At 65.9% G+C, this 15,335-nt stretch carries 14 protein-coding genes and 1 pseudogene; 4 read left to right on the forward strand and 11 right to left on the reverse strand.

All coding sequences use genetic code 11. From position 1 onward, the window contains the following. The coding region (locus EPO55_RS02485) for a tetratricopeptide repeat protein (protein WP_296334810.1) at positions 1-1,227 on the forward strand (1,227 nt) is incomplete at its 5' end. A 270-nt stretch (positions 1,228-1,497) separates the two neighbouring features. Here the strand turns inward: EPO55_RS02485 and EPO55_RS02490 are convergent. The 4 genes from EPO55_RS02490 to EPO55_RS02505 form a co-directional block, all read right to left on the reverse strand. After that, the gene (locus tag EPO55_RS02490) at positions 1,498-2,262 is read right to left on the reverse strand and encodes a hypothetical protein (RefSeq protein WP_296334811.1); all 765 of its coding nucleotides are present in this window, start codon (positions 2,260-2,262) and stop codon (positions 1,498-1,500) included. 19 nt (positions 2,263-2,281) lie between these two features. Continuing rightward, positions 2,282-4,003 carry a ubiquinone-dependent pyruvate dehydrogenase gene (poxB, locus tag EPO55_RS02495; protein WP_296334812.1) on the reverse strand — a complete coding sequence of 574 codons (1,722 nt, stop codon included), beginning with the start codon at positions 4,001-4,003 and terminating at the stop codon, positions 2,282-2,284. A gap of 93 nt (positions 4,004-4,096) precedes the next feature. Further along, positions 4,097-5,125: a histone deacetylase family protein gene (locus tag EPO55_RS02500; protein ID WP_296334813.1), complete on the reverse strand. Its 1,029-nt coding sequence runs from the start codon at positions 5,123-5,125 to the stop codon at positions 4,097-4,099. Beyond that, a complete protein-coding gene (locus EPO55_RS02505; RefSeq protein WP_296334814.1) occupies positions 5,122-6,294 on the reverse strand; it encodes a CoA transferase in 1,173 nt (390 codons plus the stop codon). The genes EPO55_RS02500 and EPO55_RS02505 overlap by 4 nt, the downstream gene beginning before the upstream one ends. Before the next feature lie 129 nt (positions 6,295-6,423). Here EPO55_RS02505 and EPO55_RS02510 point away from each other — a divergent pair, with 129 nt between their 5' ends. Beyond that, positions 6,424-7,665, forward strand: a complete 1,242-nt coding sequence (locus tag EPO55_RS02510) for a Zn-dependent hydrolase (protein ID WP_296334815.1) — start codon at positions 6,424-6,426, stop codon at positions 7,663-7,665. 186 nt (positions 7,666-7,851) lie between these two features. Further along, the gene (locus EPO55_RS02515) at positions 7,852-8,991 is read left to right on the forward strand and encodes a benzoate/H(+) symporter BenE family transporter (protein ID WP_363718402.1); all 1,140 of its coding nucleotides are present in this window, start codon (positions 7,852-7,854) and stop codon (positions 8,989-8,991) included. Here the strand turns inward: EPO55_RS02515 and EPO55_RS02520 are convergent. Continuing rightward, complete coding sequence (locus EPO55_RS02520; RefSeq protein WP_296334816.1) at positions 8,981-9,526, reverse strand: carboxymuconolactone decarboxylase family protein; 546 nt, start codon at positions 9,524-9,526, stop codon at positions 8,981-8,983. The genes EPO55_RS02515 and EPO55_RS02520 overlap by 11 nt on opposite strands. Positions 9,527-9,612: 86 nt before the next feature. Here EPO55_RS02520 and EPO55_RS02525 point away from each other — a divergent pair, with 86 nt between their 5' ends. Beyond that, a complete protein-coding gene (locus EPO55_RS02525) occupies positions 9,613-9,921 on the forward strand; it encodes a helix-turn-helix domain-containing protein (protein WP_296334817.1) in 309 nt (102 codons plus the stop codon). On the opposite strand, the gene EPO55_RS02530 is transcribed toward EPO55_RS02525, so the two are convergent. The 6 genes and pseudogenes from EPO55_RS02530 to EPO55_RS02555 all read right to left on the reverse strand — a co-directional run bounded on the left by EPO55_RS02530 (position 9,914) and on the right by EPO55_RS02555 (position 15,319). Then, positions 9,914-10,351: a hypothetical protein gene (locus EPO55_RS02530; protein ID WP_296334818.1), complete on the reverse strand. Its 438-nt coding sequence runs from the start codon at positions 10,349-10,351 to the stop codon at positions 9,914-9,916. The genes EPO55_RS02525 and EPO55_RS02530 overlap by 8 nt on opposite strands. Beyond that, entirely contained in the window at positions 10,348-11,589 is a 1,242-nt protein-coding gene (locus EPO55_RS02535) for a sulfite oxidase (RefSeq protein ID WP_296334819.1), read from the reverse strand. The genes EPO55_RS02530 and EPO55_RS02535 overlap by 4 nt, the downstream gene beginning before the upstream one ends. A gap of 29 nt (positions 11,590-11,618) precedes the next feature. Beyond that, complete coding sequence (locus EPO55_RS02540) at positions 11,619-12,410, reverse strand: ABC transporter permease subunit (protein WP_296334820.1); 792 nt, start codon at positions 12,408-12,410, stop codon at positions 11,619-11,621. Next, positions 12,407-13,258 (reverse strand): ABC transporter permease subunit, encoded by an 852-nt coding sequence (locus EPO55_RS02545; RefSeq protein ID WP_296334822.1) that lies wholly within the window; start codon positions 13,256-13,258, stop codon positions 12,407-12,409. Before EPO55_RS02545 ends, EPO55_RS02540 begins: the two co-directional genes overlap by 4 nt. Before the next feature lie 76 nt (positions 13,259-13,334). Continuing rightward, positions 13,335-14,261 (reverse strand): annotated as a pseudogene (locus EPO55_RS02550) (ABC transporter ATP-binding protein); the annotation flags it as partial. Then, positions 14,234-15,319 carry a polyamine ABC transporter substrate-binding protein gene (locus tag EPO55_RS02555; RefSeq protein ID WP_296334823.1) on the reverse strand — a complete coding sequence of 362 codons (1,086 nt, stop codon included), beginning with the start codon at positions 15,317-15,319 and terminating at the stop codon, positions 14,234-14,236. The pseudogene EPO55_RS02550 and the gene EPO55_RS02555, both read right to left, overlap by 28 nt. Positions 15,320-15,335 lie beyond the last annotated feature (16 nt).

Raw genomic sequence — 15,335 nt, forward strand, 5'->3', positions numbered from 1 at the left:
CCTCAGCCTGTGGACGCTCCGCTGGCGCTTCCCGACAAACCATCCATCGCGGTGCTTCCCTTCCAGAATATGAGCGGCGATCCCGAGCAGGAATACTTCGCCGACGGCATGGTCGAGGACATCATCACCGCGCTTTCGCGATTCAAATCGTTGTTCGTCATCGCGCGCAATTCGAGCTTCACCTACAAAGGTAGAGCCGTCGATGTGAAGCAGGTCGGTCGGGAGTTGGGCGTCCGCTATGTTCTTGAGGGAAGCGTACGCAAGGCGGGTGGCCGCGTGCGCATCACCGGCCAGCTCATCGATAGCGCGACTGGCACTCATCTCTGGGCCGACCGCTTCGACGGATCGTTGGAGGACGTGTTCGAGCTTCAGGACCAGGTGACGACGAGTGTTGTCGGTGCGATCGCGCCGAAGCTCGATCAGGTGGAAATCGAGCGCGCCCGACGCAAGCCGGGCGAAAAACTCGATGCCTACGATTGCTACCTTCGAGGCATGTCGTACGTTCGTGTCCTGACACGGGAGGCGCAAGACCAGGCGCTACGATTGTTCTATCGCGCCATTGAACTCGACCCCGACTTCGCCACCGCCTACGGTATGGCGGCACGTTGCTATTCGACCCGCAAGCTCCAGGGCTGGACGGTCGATAAGATTGGGGAGGAAGCCGAGATCAGACGCTTGGCGTCGCGCGTCTCGGCCATCGGCCGTGACGATGCGTTAGCACTCTGTTGGGCGGCTCATCCAATGGTGTTCGTCTGTCGAGAATACGACACCGGAGCGGAGCTGACGGACCAGGCGCTTGCCATCAACCCCAATCTAGCTGTTGCATGGCAAAATCGTGCGTGGGTTAGCGTGTATCTCGGGCAGCACGAAGCGGCGCTGGGCCAGATTGCCCGGGCCCAGCGATTGAACCCTGTAGACCCGGAAATCCATCGCTCGGAAGTGGCAATGGCGTTCGCTCTCATGTTCTTAGGCAGGTATGAGGAAGCGTCGCAATGGGCTGCCAAAGCCCTGAGACATCAACCGGACAGTATAGCGGTACTGCGCATCTCGGCGGCCTCGAATGGCTTGGCCGGGAACTTCGACAAGGCACGCAAGTTCATGGCGAGACTACGCCAACTGGTCCCCGACATGCGTTTGTCCGTCGAAGAGGACTTCGCCCCTTTCCGCCGGCCGCAGGACGCTGAACGGATGACTGAAGGCCTGCGCCTCGCCGGGATGCCCGAATGAGGGAGCAGCGCCGCCTCGCCGCGATCATGTTAGCCGGCGTCGCCGGCTAAACATTGCCGAGGACGGCTATGGGTCAAGAGATGACATCCCGGGGGCGTCGCTGCATGTCCGCTTTGCCTCGAAAAGCGGACAGTCCCGTATTTATAAGTTTACGCCCTGGTAGCGTCGCCTTGGGCGGCATGACCAGTTCCTGGCGCGCACTCACCACGTCGAGCGTCGCTTCGAGGGGTGCCCGATCGAAGGCCGGCGCCTGTATCAACGACTACATCTTTACGTGAGCTTGTATTGCCTCTGAAAAAACGCCGAATGCAGTCCGCCGTCGGGCGGTCTGGCGGCGATGTGTTGTGTGACCTGGGAATTTTCCGAACCGTTCCCGGCGACCATCAGCATGACGCGGTTGACCGGAATGGTCTTGAGCGTCTCCCGCTTCAACATTTCATGGAGAATATTCTCCGGCTCACCCTCGGGAACGGCAATCCAGTATCGCAATGCCTTGATCATGCTCTGCGTTTCGGGGTCATACGCCCTGTAATCGCCGGCAAGGTAGTGCGTTCCCAGGGTTTCGATCCTGGCGATGCAGATCGGTTCTCCCGCGCCCGCAGGATCCTCCGCACTATGGTCGGTATGCAGGCCATGCGGCTGAGGAGCCGTGAATTTTCCGTACGAATAATGCCCCTTGCGATAGCGCGCGGGAGGGACGAGGACGCCCATCATCTCGTCGACGTCGTCGTTATAGAAGCGCACAAAATGCGCCATCGTGTCGGGCGTACCGCGGCCAAAGTTTTCTGCAAACCATCCGTCATCGACAGCTACCGTCGTGACATCATCGAACTGCGTCGCATGTTCTTGGATCTTTTTCGTTGCGGTCTCGCGGAAGCGGGCAATCGGTATGGGCAAATGAGTGTGCGCTTCGCGGTCGTTGAAGCTCACATGCAGGCGCTCGATCAGAGACCATTGGTCGGAAGAGAACGGCAATGGCTCCAATATCTTCAGCCTGGGCTGCAGGGCCGCCCATGCCTGATGAAGAGATGTCATCGTCAGATGGCAAGCCCTCTCAAATCCTGAGATTGGTCCGCGCCAGATCGATCAGCTCCGAGGCGCGGCCGTCCATCACCGCCTTCAGGGTGAACAGGCCGAAGTGATAGGCCTGGTCGAGCGTCGCCTTGGGCGGCATGACCAGCTCCTGGCGCGCGCTCACCACGTCGACCAGCACCGGGCCCTTGTGCGCCAGCGCTTCCTTGAGCACACCCTCGAGCTGGGCGGGGTCCTCGACCCGGAAGCCCTTGATGCCCATCGCCTCGGCCATCGCCGCGAAGTTGGGGTTTTTCAGGTCGACGGCGGTATCGACGAAACCGCTCGCCTTCATCTCCAGTTCGACGAAGCCCAGCGTGCCGTTGTTCAGCACCACCACCTTCACCGGCAGGCCGAGCTGGGTGAGGCTGATGAAGTCGCCCATCATCATGGCGAAGCCGCCGTCGCCCGACATGGAAATCACCTGCCGGTCCTTGTGCGAGGCCTGGGCGCCGATCGCCTGCGGCATGGCATTGGCCATCGAGGCGTGGTTGAACGAGCCGAGCAGCCGCCGCTTGCCGTTCATCTTCAGGTAGCGCGCCGCCCATACCGACTGCGTGCCGACATCGCAGGTGAAGACAGCGTCGTCGTCGGCGAGTTCGCTCAGCAGCCGGGCGACATACTGGGGATGGATCTTGCCGCCGGCCGGGCCGCCCTCGGCCAGCTTGTCGAGGTCGGCGCGCGCCTTCCTGTAATGCGCGAGGGCGGCGTCGAGGAAGGCGCGCTCGCGCTTGGCCTTCAGCCGCGGCAGCAGAGCGGCGATCGTGTCGGCGACGTCGCCCACCACGCCGATGTCGAGCCGGCAGCGGTTGCCCAGGCTCTCGGCGCGGAGGTCGACCTGCGCCACCTTGGCGTGTTCGGGATAGAACTGCCGGTAGGGGAAGTCGGTGCCCAAGAGCAGCAGCGTGTCGCACTCCTTCATCGCCGCGTAGCCCGAGGCGAAGCCGATCAGGCCGGTCATGCCGACGTCGAAGGGATTGTCGTATTCGACATATTCCTTGCCGCGCAGCGAATGGACCATCGGCGCGTTCAGGACCCGCGCGAGCTCGATCACGGCATCATGGGCGCCGGCGCAGCCCGCACCGCACATCAGGGTGACCTTCTCGCCGTCGTTCAGCAGGGCCGCCAGGGCATCGAGTTCGGAGTCGGAGGGCCGCACCACTGGCGGCTTGGGCGCCAGCCACTTTGCCGCCTTGGCGGCTGTGGTCTGCAGCGCCACGTCGCCCGGGATCACCACCACCGACACGCCGCGCTCGGCCACGGCGACGCGGATCGCCTTGTCGAGGACGCGCGGCATCTGCTCGGGATTGGAGATCGTCTCGACATAGTGCGAGCACTCGGCGAAGAGCTGTTCGGGGTGGGTCTCCTGGAAATAATGGCCGCCGATCTCGTTGCTCGGGATGTGGGCGGCGATGGCCAGCACCGGCACGCGGCTGCGGTAGCAGTCGAACAGGCCGTTGATCAGATGCATGTTGCCGGGTCCGCAGCTGCCGGCGCAGACGGCAAGCTGGCCGGTCAGATGGGCCTCGGCGCCGGCGGCGAAAGCGCCCGCCTCCTCGTGGCGCATGTGGACCCAGTCGATCTCCTTCATGCGACGCAGCGAATCGGTGAAGCCGTTCAGGGAGTCGCCGGCCACGCCGTAGATGCGCTGCACGCCGGCGGCACGCAGGGTCTCGGCCATCAGGTCGGCAATCGTTCGCGCCATGTCGGGACTCCGTCACGAGAAATGAGGTTGACGGCGACTATGCCATGTTTGCTGCAATGTTTGCTAAGGAGTTGATGTCAGCCCGAGTCCGTATCAGGCACGACCCCTTTCGAAGCCCGCCAGGAACTGCACCAGATTGTGGCCGAGGTCGTCGCTGAGATAGCCGCCCTCCTGGACCAGCACCGTCGGCAGGCCGAGGCGGGCGATCTTTCCCGCCATGGCGGCAAAGCCCGCGGCTGTCACCTTCAGGCCCTGCAGCGGATCGCTTTCGCTGGCGTCGAGACCCAGCGCCACGACCAGCGCGCCCGGCTTGAAATCGCGAATGCGCGCCAGCGCCGTGTCGCCTGCGGCGAGCCACGGCGCATCGGCGGAGCCCAGGGGCAACGGCAGGTTGAGATTGAAGCCGTCGCCCTCGCCGGCGCCGGTTTCGTGCGCATGTCCCCAGAAGTACGGGTAGTACGCACTGGGATCGGCATGGATCGAGACGGTGAGCACGTCGGCGCGCTCGAAGAAGATGCCCTGCGTGCCGTTGCCGTGATGGACGTCGACGTCGAGTACGGCGACGCGTGCGTGCGTCGCGCGCAGATGCTGGGCCGCGATGGCGGTATTATTGAGGAAGCAGAAGCCGCCCGCCATGTCGGCATAGGCATGATGGCCGGGCGGCCGGCAGAGCGCATAGGCTTCGCGCGTGCCCGACAACACCATGTCGGCTGCGGTCGTGGCGACCTCGGCCGACGCGAGGGCGGCCGCCCAGGTGCCCGGCCCGATCGGACAGCCGGTATCGACCTGATGCCAGCCGGCGCGGCCGACCAGGCTTTTCGGGTAGGTCGCGGGATAGCGCGCGGGATGGACATTGGGCACGACTTCGGGCGAAGCGCCTGGCAGCTTCGCCCATTCGCGCGCGGCGATCTGGAGGAAGTCGATGTATTCCGGCCGGTGGATCGCCTGGACGGGGGCGAGGCCGAAGGCTTTTGGTGCGATGACCTCGTGGCCGGCGTCTTTCGCTGCCGCCAACAGGCGCGTCGCGCGCTCGGGCTGCTCGGCGCTCCTCTGCTTCACGCCGCGGACGATGAAGGTCTGCGGGTCGTGCTGGGCGTGCTTGTCGGAATAGACGATCTTCATGGCGCACCGACGGCCTTGGAGTGGCGGAGCGCCGCGATCTCGGTGTCGCTGAAACCGACGTCGCGCATGATCTCGATCGTGTGCTCGCCGACCCGCGGGGCGAGGCGTCTCACTTCCAGCGGCGCCTCGGAGAGTTTTATGGGATTGGACGCGGCCTTCACCGGGCCGAGGCCGGGATAGTCGTACTCGACGATGCTGCCGCGCGCCTTCGCATGTTCGTTGTCCATCAGGTCGCTCACCTTCTGGACGGCCGAGCACGGCATGCCGGCAGGCAACAGCACGTCCAGGAGCGCCTCGCAGGTATGCTCGGCAAAATGCTGCTCCATCATCGGCTCGAGAATGGCGCGATGGGAGACGCGGCCCTCGTTGGTGGCAAAACGTGGATCGGCCAGCCACTCCTCGCAACCCAGCGCCTTGCACAGGATCTTCCAGAAAGGGTCGTTAGTGCCGGCGATGTAGATCGGCTTGGTCCTGGTCTCGAACACGCGGAGCGGAAACAGGATCGAATTGCCGGTGCCCATGCGCACCGGATCCTCGCCGGTGAGGCCATGATTGGTGATCCAGTGGCTCATCAGATGCACGCCGACGTCGAACAGCGAGAGGTCGAGGCGCTGGCCGCGGCCGGTCTTGTGGCGGGCGAGCAGAGCGAAGGCGATGCCGCCGGCGCAGGCCAGGCCGGTCGAGTAGTCGACCGCCGCCGTGCCGACCCGGCACATCTCGCCATCCATCGGCCCGGTCGCCTCGATCAGGCCGACCTCGGCCTGGATGCAGGGATCGTAGCCGGCGCGGCCCGAGTAGGGGCCGGTCTGGCCGTATCCCGAGACCGAGGCATAGACCAGTTTCGGATTCGCCTTCGATACGGTTTCCCAGCCGAAGCCCAGCTTGTCGATGACGCCCGGCGTAAAGGCTTCCATGAACACGTCGGCTTTACGGACCAGACGCATCAGCACGTCGCGGCCGCCCTCGGTGCGGAGATCGAGGGCGAGACCGCGCTTGTTGCGGTTCATCGACGGTACCCAGGCGCCGCCGAAGTGCGGCCGGAAATGCTCGCCCTGGAGCGGTTCGACCTTGATGACGTCGGCACCCATGTCGCCCAGGATCTGGCCGGCGGTGGGACCGGCGATGACCTGCGTGAGATCGAGAACGAGCGTGTCGGAGAGCGGAAGCATGCGGACGGGATTCCTCCTGGGAGCCGCACCCTTGCAAGCGGATGGGGCCAAGCTCAAGCACTACCTTTCGCTGGCTGGCATTTGCCGCCGGCACGGCTATTTTGGCCGCCTGTTTATCCGGAGTTCGCCATGAAGACCCCCGACCGTCCCAACCTCAGCATCGATCCCGACCGGCTGTGGTCGAGCCTGATGGAACTGGCCGAGATCGGCGGCACCGAGAAGGGCGGCGTCTGCCGCATTGCGCTGACCGACCTGGACCGGATCGGGCGTGACCTGTTCGTGCGCTGGGCCAAAGAGGCGGGCTGCACGATCAAGATCGACAAGCTCGGCAACGTCTTCGCCCGCCGCGAGGGCCGCGATCCCGCGCGGCCGCCCGTGATGACTGGTTCGCACCTCGATACTCAGCCGACCGGCGGCAAGTTCGACGGCGCCTATGGCGTGATGGCGGGGCTCGAAGTGCTGCGCGTGCTGCACGATTCCAACTACGTCACCGAGGCGCCGATCGAGGTCGCGGTGTGGACCAACGAGGAGGGCTGCCGCTTCGCGCCGGCCATGGTGGCCTCGGGCGTGTTCGGCGGCGCCTTCGAGCTCGACTATGCGCTCGGGATCAAGGACCGCGATGGCGTGAGCTTCGGCGAGGCGCTGAAGAAGATCGGCTATGACGGCAAGGAACCGGTCGGTGGCCGCGAGGTCGGTGCCTTCTTCGAGGCCCATATCGAGCAGGGCCCGATCCTGGAGCGCGAGAAGAAGACCATCGGCGTGGTGACGGGCGCCCAGGGCCAGCGCTGGTACGAGATCAACTGGACCGGCATGGAAAGCCACGCCGGCACCACGCCCATGGAAGGCCGGCGCGATGCGCTGGTGGGCGCGGCCGAGCTGATCGTGGCGGCGCGAAAAATCGGCAACAGGCCGAACGGCCGCTCGACGGTGGGCGTGATCGAGAGTCAGCCGCAGTCGCGCAACACCATTCCGGGCCGCCTGTTCATGACCCTCGACTTCCGTCATCCCGACGACGCCGAACTCACGAAGATGGACGCCGAGATGCGCGCCGCCGTGGCCGACATCGCTGCACGGCATCGGCTGGACGTGAAGGTCGAGCAGATCTGGTACTTCCCACCGTCGCCCTTCGCCAAGGACCTGGTCGAGGCGGTGCGTCGCGGCGCCCAGCAGGCGGGCTACCCCCACATGGATATCGTGAGCGGCGCCGGCCACGACGCCTGTTATGTCAGCCGCGTGGCACCGACGGCGATGATCTTCGTGCCCTGCAAGGACGGCATCAGCCACAACGAGATCGAGGACGCGACCAAGACCGACATCGGCGCGGGCGCGCAGATTCTCCTGCAGGCGATGGTGGAACGGGCGAATGCTTGAGCAAGCTCTCCTCCTCTGCGCGGAGTCCGCGCAGGGGAGGTGTCGTCGTCACACGACGACGGAGGGGTCATGAGTCAGACGAGTCGCCTCGACCCCTCCGTCCGCGAAGACGCGGACACCTCAGGTGCTAGGTCGCACGACGACCTAGCACCGACTTCGCGGAGTCCGCGAAGGGGAGGAGGTCTGATTTCCGTCGCGACCGCAGCTCTGGTCGCGACCATCGCCGGCGTGGGCGGCACCCTTCCGATCGTGCTGGCGGCGGCGCAGGCCGTCGGCGCCACGCCGGAGCAGGCGAGTTCGTGGGTGTCGGGACTTGGCCTCGCCACCGCGCTCAGCGCACTGGCGCTCAGTGTCCGCTATCGCATGCCGATCATCACCGCCTGGTCGACGCCGGGGGCCGCGCTGATCGCCTCCACGGCGGGCGTGCCGAGCTTTGCCGCCGCGGTCGGCGCCTTCGTGCTGGCGGCCATCCTGATCCTGCTCACCGCCGCGATCCGGCCGCTCGGCCGGCTGATCGAGCGGATTCCGGCCAGCATTGCCGCCGCCATGCTGGCCGGCATCCTGTTGCGGCTGGTCGTGGCGATGGTCGAGCATGTGCCGTCCTCGCCGCTGCTGGTCCTGCCGCTGATCGCATTGTTCCTGATCGCACGCGCCTTCCTGCCGGCGCTCGCCTCGCTGGTCGTGCTGGTGGCCGGCGCGCTGCTCGCCTGGTCGCTGGGGCTGGTGAAGCCGATGCCGGGGATCGGCCTCTCGACTCTCGTCGTCACGGCGCCGGCGTGGGACGCGGCCACGCTCGTGGGGCTGGGAGTGCCGCTCTATCTCGTCACCATGGCGTCGCAGAACCTGCCGGGCTTCGCCGTGCTGCGCGCTTCGGGCTACCAGCCGCCGACGCAGCCGATCCTGGCCGTCACGGGTGCCGTCTCGCTCGGCACGGCGTTCATGGGAGCGCACACCTCCAATCTCGCGGCGATCTCGGCCGCGCTCTGCACCGGGCCCGACGCACACCCCGATCCGGCGAAGCGCTGGATGACGGGACCCTTCTATGCCCTCTTCTGGGGCCTGATCGCCCTGTTCGGCGCGTCGCTGGTCGGCATCTTCGGGGCTTTGCCGCCGGCCCTGCTGGTCACCGTCGCCGGCACGGCGCTGTTGGGCTCGATGGCTGGCGCCATGGGGGCTGCGCTTGCGGGCGACCAGGATCGCCTCGCCGCCGCCGGCACGCTCGCCGTCACCGTCTCGGGCGTGACCTTGATGGGCGTGGGCTCGGCCTTCTGGGGCCTGGTGTTCGGCTTGCTGATCCTCGGGATCGACCGCTTCCTCAAGCGCTAGGAAAGCGAGCGGCATAGGGTTCCAGCGGCAGTTCCAGTCCGCGGCAGAGGAAGCTGATGGTGTGGTAGTAGCCCACCAGCGCGATCGTCTCGAGGATCTGCGCATCGTCGAAATGCTGCTTGAGAGCGGTCCAGGTCGCGTCAGTGATCGTGCGACGGTCGACGAGATCGTCGACGGCGGCGAGCAGGGCCTGCTCGTCGGATGCCCAGCAGGCGTCGTCGGCCGGCCCATGGACGATGGCGGACACCTGTTCGCCATCCATCGCCACACGCTCGGCAAAGAAGGCGATATGGACGCCCCATTCATATTCGCAGCCCAGCCGCGCTGTCGTGCGGTCGATCGCGATCTCGCGCTGGCGCAGCGACAGCGGGCCTTTGTCGAGGAGGCCAGCGGCAAACATCTTTTCGAACACGCGCGGGCTTTTCGCCATCGTGCGGAACAGGACCAACGGCTCGACGCCCCTCGGCATGATGCGGGCGAGTTCGGCCGCGATCTGCGGCGGATAGGGGGCTTGGGCGGGGGCGATGCGGGGCATGGTTGGTCTCCGGTTCAGGTGCTACAATTTATGTAGTGTGGCAGATCGGCGGGCGCTACAGAAAATGTAGTAACGGAGTGTAATAGATGGTGAAGCGAGTCCGTGGCTCCCGGACGGGCCGGCCGATTATGGTGCTGCTCGACCTGCTGGGCAGGCGGTGGGTGCTGCGCATCGTCTGGGAGCTGCGCGAGGAACCCCGGCGCTTCCGCGAGCTGCAGGACCTGATCGGCGCCAGCCCGACCATCGTGAACGGCCGGCTGGCCGAACTGCGCGAGGCGAAGCTGGTCGAACTCGACGCCGACTCGGGCTATCGCCTGACGGCGCTCGGCAAGGAGTTGCTGCGCCTGTTCCTGCCGCTGCACGCCTGGTCGGAGAAGTGGGCGAAGGCTACTTGAGAAACGGATTGTCGGCGTTGCGGCCACGCCGGCGCGGCGGGAACTGCTCGGTGAGATAGTCGAGAACCTCGGCACGCTCGGCCGGCTTGACCGGCGGCATGCGGTGTTTCTCGATCATCAGGTCGATACTCGAATCCCAGAGATCGCGCGTCAGGCCCTGCGCCTTGATCAGCGCCACGCCGTGGCAGGCGGTGCAGGTGTAGAAGGTGATCTCGCGGCCCTTGCCCTCGGGCAGATCGTCGACCGTATCATTGTGCGGCGGCGGCTTGCCCTTCTCGCTGTCGACCGCGGGCGCCGCCGCCTGGACGGGCGCTGGCGGCGTGTAGGTCGGCTGGGGGCCGCGCAACGCGCCGCCGCGATCCATGGCGACGAGGACGAACACCGCCGTCAGGGAAATGACGACGACATGCGTGATGTTGAGCTGGGTCAAGAAGCGACGAGCACCCGGATGCGGTTGATCGGATTGCCACCGTAGCCCTGCGGGTTCCAGTTGCCGGCGACGAAGGGCTGGGTGACGCCCTTGCTGTCGGTCGCCTTGGCCCAGACCTCGTAGTAGCCGGCCGACGGCAGATCCACCGATGCGGTGAAGCGCTGCCAGGCATACTTGTTGGGCGGTGCGTCGACCTTGGCCGGCTTCCAGGTCACGCCATAGTCGGTCGAGATGTCGACCGTCTTGACGTCGTTCTCGCCGGCCCAGGCGTGGCCGCGCAGATCGAGCTTCCTGGTGCCGGCGGCGAGGCGGCTGCCGTCGGCCGGAAAACTGATGACCGCGCGGACCGGCATTGCCTCCAGGATCACGGTATCCTTCTCGTCGCCCTTGCTGCCGGGCACGATCGGCGTCTTGGCGAGGCGGTAGGAGAAGCCGCCCATGCCGGGACCGTCGTGTATCTTGTCGCGCACCCAGATGCGGGTCAGCCACTTGGTCGAGGTCGAGCCAGCCCAGCCCGGCACGATCAGGCGTACCGGTCCGCCGTGGATCAGCGGCAGGTCCTTGCCGTTCATCTTGAAGACGATCAGCGTGTGCGGCTCCATCGCCTTGGCGATCGGCACGCCGCGCGAGATCGAGGGCTTGGTGGCATCGCCGCTGAGGTGCGGATCGGCACCATACTGGCCCGTGTAGACCGCGCTCGGCTTCACGCCGGCGGCCTTGAGTACGTCGGCCAGTCGCACGCCGGTCCACTCGGCGCAACCGGCGCCGCCGTTGGTCCACTGGTTGCCGCGCGCCTCGGGCGAGAAGAACGAGCGGCCGTTGCCGCCGCACTCCAGCATCATCTTGTAGGAGACGTTGGGGAAGCGGCTCATGAGATCGCCCAGCGTGATCTCCATGGGCTTGTCGACCTCACCGTCGACCTTGATCTTCCACGCCTTGGCGTCGGCCGGCGCGTCGGGCACCAGGCCGTTGTTGCGGATGAAGAACTTGTCGATGGGTGTGACGTCGTCGTCCATCAGCTCGGCCTGGGTCTCGGCGACCAGCGGCTTGTCGCCCAGCACCGCGAGCTTGGCCTTGCCGTCCATCTCGAGAAGTTTCGGTCCCTTCGGCGCGGCGACGGGCGCCGTCCCTTGGGCCAAGGCCGCCCCGGCGGGCGGCAGTGAAGCACCGACAGCGGCCATTCCGACCCCCTTCAGCACGTTACGCCGTGACGCCTTGATGGTTCCGGATTTCGGCATTTTTTCCTCCCGAGTTGAGGATTCTTAGCTCAAACTTTCCTGCGCGTCAGCCAGCCGGAGAAGATAAGTGCACAGGCCGCCACCACCACGATCACGGTGGCCAGCACGTTGATCTGCGGGTCGACGCCCAGGCGGACGCTGGAATAGACGCGCATCGGCAGGGTCTGCGACTGCGCGCCGGCCACGAACTGGGTCATGATCAAATCGTCCAACGACAATGTGAACGCCAGCAGCCAGCCCGAGGCGACGGCCGGCGCGATCAGCGGCAGGGTGACCGTCAGGAACGTGACCCAGGGCGTGGCGCCGAGATCCATTGCCGCCTCTTCGAGCGAGTGGTCGAAATCGGCGAGCCGCGCCTGTACCACGATGGCCACGAAAGCGATCGAGAAGGTAGCGTGGGCAATGGCGATGGTGAGGAAGCCACGCTCCGGTCCGCCGAACATGCGCTCGGCGCCGACGAACAGCAGCAGCATGGAAATGCCCATCACCACCTCGGGCATCACCATGGGCGCGATCACCAGGCTGCCGAACAGGCCGCGGCCCGGGAACCGCGGCGCGCGGGCCAGCGCATAGCCCGCCGCCAGGCCGATGATCGCGGCCACCGTGGCGCTCACGAAGGCGATCCGGATCGACAACCAGGCAGCCTGCAGCATCGCCTCGTTGGCGAACAGCGCGCTCCACCACTTCGTCGAGAAGCCACCCCATACCGTCACCAGGCGCGACTCGTTGAAGGAGTAGATCATCACCAGGGCGAGCGGCAGGTAGAGGAAGGCGTAGCCGAAGCCCAGCACGGTGAAGGCGAAACGGGCGCGACCGATCATCGGCGTCGCTCCCGTGCGGGTTCGGGGCCGCGCGCCTGCTGGCGCTGGAACAGCGCGATCGGAGCCGCCAGCAGCACCAGCAGGCAGATCGCCACGGCGGAGGCGAGCGGCCAGTCGGCGTTGGTGAAGAACTCGTCCCATAGCACCTTGCCGATCATCAGCGTCTCGGTGCCGCCCAGGAGGTCAGGGATCACGAATTCGCCAACCGCGGGGATGAACACCAGCAGGCAGCCGGCGACGACGCCGGGCAGCGACAGTGGCAGGGTGATGGTCAAGAAGGCCGCGATCGGCCGGGCGCCGAGATCGGCCGCGGCTTCGAGCAGGCTCACGTCGAGCTTCTCCAGCACGGCGTAGAGCGGCAGCACCATGAATGGCAGGTAGGCATAGACGATGCCGAGCTGGACCGCCCATTCGGTACCCAGGATCGTGCCGGGATTTGCAGCGATTCCGCTCCAGCGCAGGAACTGGTTCAGGAGTCCGTTCTCGTCCAGCAGGCCCATCCAGGCGTAGACCCGGATCAGGAACGAGGTCCAGAAGGGCAGCACCACCAGCATCAGCAGCAGCGGCCGGCGCCGGGGCGCCGCGCGGGCGATGGCGTAGGCCATGGGATAACCCAGGAGCAGCGCCACCAGGGTCGAGGTGGCGGCGATGCGAAGCGAAGTGAGCCAGGCCGCGAGGTAGAGATCGTCGGTGAACAGCAGCGTGAAGCTTTTTAAGCCAATGCCAAGGTCGACCGGCGGCACCGAGTCGGGGGCATTGGTGCCGAGCGCGATCGCCAGCACCAGGGCAAACGGCAGCAGGAAGAAGATCCCGAGCCAGAGAAAGGGAAGGGCGATCACGTAGCGCATGGTGTCACGCGTCGAGCGGATGCCCGGCGTCGGCCGCCCAGCCCAGCCAGACCGAATCGCCGCGACGATGCGAGAGGTTGGGCGTGGTCGACACGATCATCACGGCACCGTCGGTGGCGATCCTGTAAAGCGAGCGATCGCCCTCGTAGGCGATGTCGACGATCTTGCCGGCGGCGACATTTGGGAGGCCGGGGCGTTCGACCGACAGGGCGATCTTCTCAGGCCGCAACGCCAGCCAACCGCCCTCGATCTTCAGTATGTTGGCGACGCCGATGAAGTCGGCGACGAAGCGCGAGGCGGGACGTTCGTAGATGTCGTACGGCGTGCCGACCTGGACGATGCGGCCGGCGTCCATCACGGCAAGCCGCGTCGCCATCGACATCGCCTCCTCCTGATCGTGCGTCACCATCACGAAGGTGATGCCGAGTTCGGCCTGCAATCGCACCAGTTCGAAGCGCGTGCCTTCGCGCAGCTTGCGGTCGAGCGCCGCCAGCGGCTCGTCGAGCAGCAGGATCTTGGGCCGTTTCACCAGCGCGCGTGCCAAGGCAACGCGCTGGCGCTGGCCGCCTGAGAGTTGCGCCGGGCGGCGCTGGGCATATTCGGCGAGACGGACCTGTTCGAGCACATCGGCAACGCGCGTCGCGGCTTCGGCCTTGGCCATGCCTTCGCGACGCAGCCCATAACCCACGTTCTCTGCCACGTTCATGTGCGGGAAAAGGGCGTAGGACTGGAACATCATGTTGACCGGCCGAAAATGCGGCGGCACGCCGGTCATGTCCTGGCCGTCGATCAGCAGTCGGCCCGCGTCGGGCGTCTCGAAGCCCGCCAGCAGGCGCAAGAGCGTGGTCTTGCCGCAGCCTGAGCCACCGAGGAGGGCGAACAGCTCGCCGCGCGCGATCTCGAGATCGACCCTGTCGACGGCGGCGACGGCCCCGAAGCGCTTGGTCAGGCCTTCTATCTTGACGATGGGTCCGCTCACCGGCCCGTCTTCACGGTGGTCCACAGCCGTGTCCGCTCGCGCGTCTGTTCGGGCGTCCCGGCAGTGATGGTGTAGAACCTGTTGCGCACGTCGGCCGGCGGATAGATCAGCGGATTGCCGGAAATGTCCTTGGGCAGCAGCGCGAAAGCAGCCCTGTTGCCGTTGGCATAGCCGGTGAGCTCGCTCGAGGCGGCGGCGACCTTGGGCTCGAGCAGGAAATCGAGGAAGCGCAGCGCATTGGCTGGGTTCGGCGCGTCCTTGGGGATGGCCGCCACGTCGATCCAGAGCAGCGAGCCTTCCTTCGGAATGGCATAGGCGATGTCACGCTTGTCCTTGGCCTTGGCGGCGCGGTCGCGCGCCTGGAAGACGTCGCCGGAGAAGCCGAAGGCAAGGCAGATGTTCCCGCCCGCCAACGCATTGATGTACTCCGAGGAATGGAACTTGCGGATGAAGGGCCGCACCGCCTTCACGACGTCGGTTGCCTTGGCGAGGTCCTCGGTCTTCTTCGAGTCGGGATCGAGGCCGAGATACTTCAGCGCGGCCGGCAGCACGTCGGTGGCGCTGTCGAGCATCATGACGCCGCAATCCTTGAACTTCGACACCACCGCCGGGTCGAAGATCATGCGCAGGGAATCGACCGGCGCGTCGGGCAGGCGCTTGCTGATCTCGGCCACGTTGTAGCCGATGCCCGTCGTTCCCCACATCCACGGGATGCCGTGGGCGTTGCCGGGATCATACTTTGCCAGTGCCGCCATGATCTCGGGATCGAGATTGTTCCAGTTCTTGAGCTTCGCCTTGTCGAGCGGCAGGTAGAGGGAGGCCGCGAGCTGGCGCACGAAGAAGGGCGAGGCCGTAGGCACCACGATGTCGTAGCCCGATTTGCCGGTCCTGAGCTTGGCGTCGAGGATCTCGTTGGAATCGTAGGTCGTGTAATTGACCTTTGTGCCGGTGTCCTTCTCGAAGACTTTCAACTGGTCCTCGGCGATGTAGTCGGACCAGTTGTAGACATTGACCGAGCCCTGAGCCCATGCCTGAACGGGTGCGACGAGAGCGAGCAGAGAGGCGAGAGCAAGAAGACGCATCGAAAACTCCGCAGGA

Origin of the sequence: Reyranella sp., assembly GCF_004296935.1 — a bacterium.
GTDB lineage: Bacteria > Pseudomonadota > Alphaproteobacteria > Reyranellales > Reyranellaceae > Reyranella.

Coding starts and splice junctions, on each gene's coding strand:
- EPO55_RS02545 (WP_296334822.1), bottom strand. CDS start 13,258: ATGCGCTACGTGATCGCCCTTCCCTTTCTCTGGCTCGGGATCTTCTTC.
- EPO55_RS02510 (WP_296334815.1), top strand. CDS start 6,424: ATGAAGACCCCCGACCGTCCCAACCTCAGCATCGATCCCGACCGGCTG.
- EPO55_RS02505 (WP_296334814.1), bottom strand. CDS start 6,294: ATGCTTCCGCTCTCCGACACGCTCGTTCTCGATCTCACGCAGGTCATC.
- EPO55_RS02525 (WP_296334817.1), top strand. CDS start 9,613: ATGGTGAAGCGAGTCCGTGGCTCCCGGACGGGCCGGCCGATTATGGTG.
- EPO55_RS02520 (WP_296334816.1), bottom strand. CDS start 9,526: ATGCCCCGCATCGCCCCCGCCCAAGCCCCCTATCCGCCGCAGATCGCG.
- poxB (WP_296334812.1), bottom strand. CDS start 4,003: ATGGCGCGAACGATTGCCGACCTGATGGCCGAGACCCTGCGTGCCGCC.
- EPO55_RS02490 (WP_296334811.1), bottom strand. CDS start 2,262: ATGACATCTCTTCATCAGGCATGGGCGGCCCTGCAGCCCAGGCTGAAG.
- EPO55_RS02555 (WP_296334823.1), bottom strand. CDS start 15,319: ATGCGTCTTCTTGCTCTCGCCTCTCTGCTCGCTCTCGTCGCACCCGTT.
- EPO55_RS02535 (WP_296334819.1), bottom strand. CDS start 11,589: ATGCCGAAATCCGGAACCATCAAGGCGTCACGGCGTAACGTGCTGAAG.
- EPO55_RS02500 (WP_296334813.1), bottom strand. CDS start 5,125: ATGAAGATCGTCTATTCCGACAAGCACGCCCAGCACGACCCGCAGACC.
- EPO55_RS02540 (WP_296334820.1), bottom strand. CDS start 12,410: ATGATCGGTCGCGCCCGTTTCGCCTTCACCGTGCTGGGCTTCGGCTAC.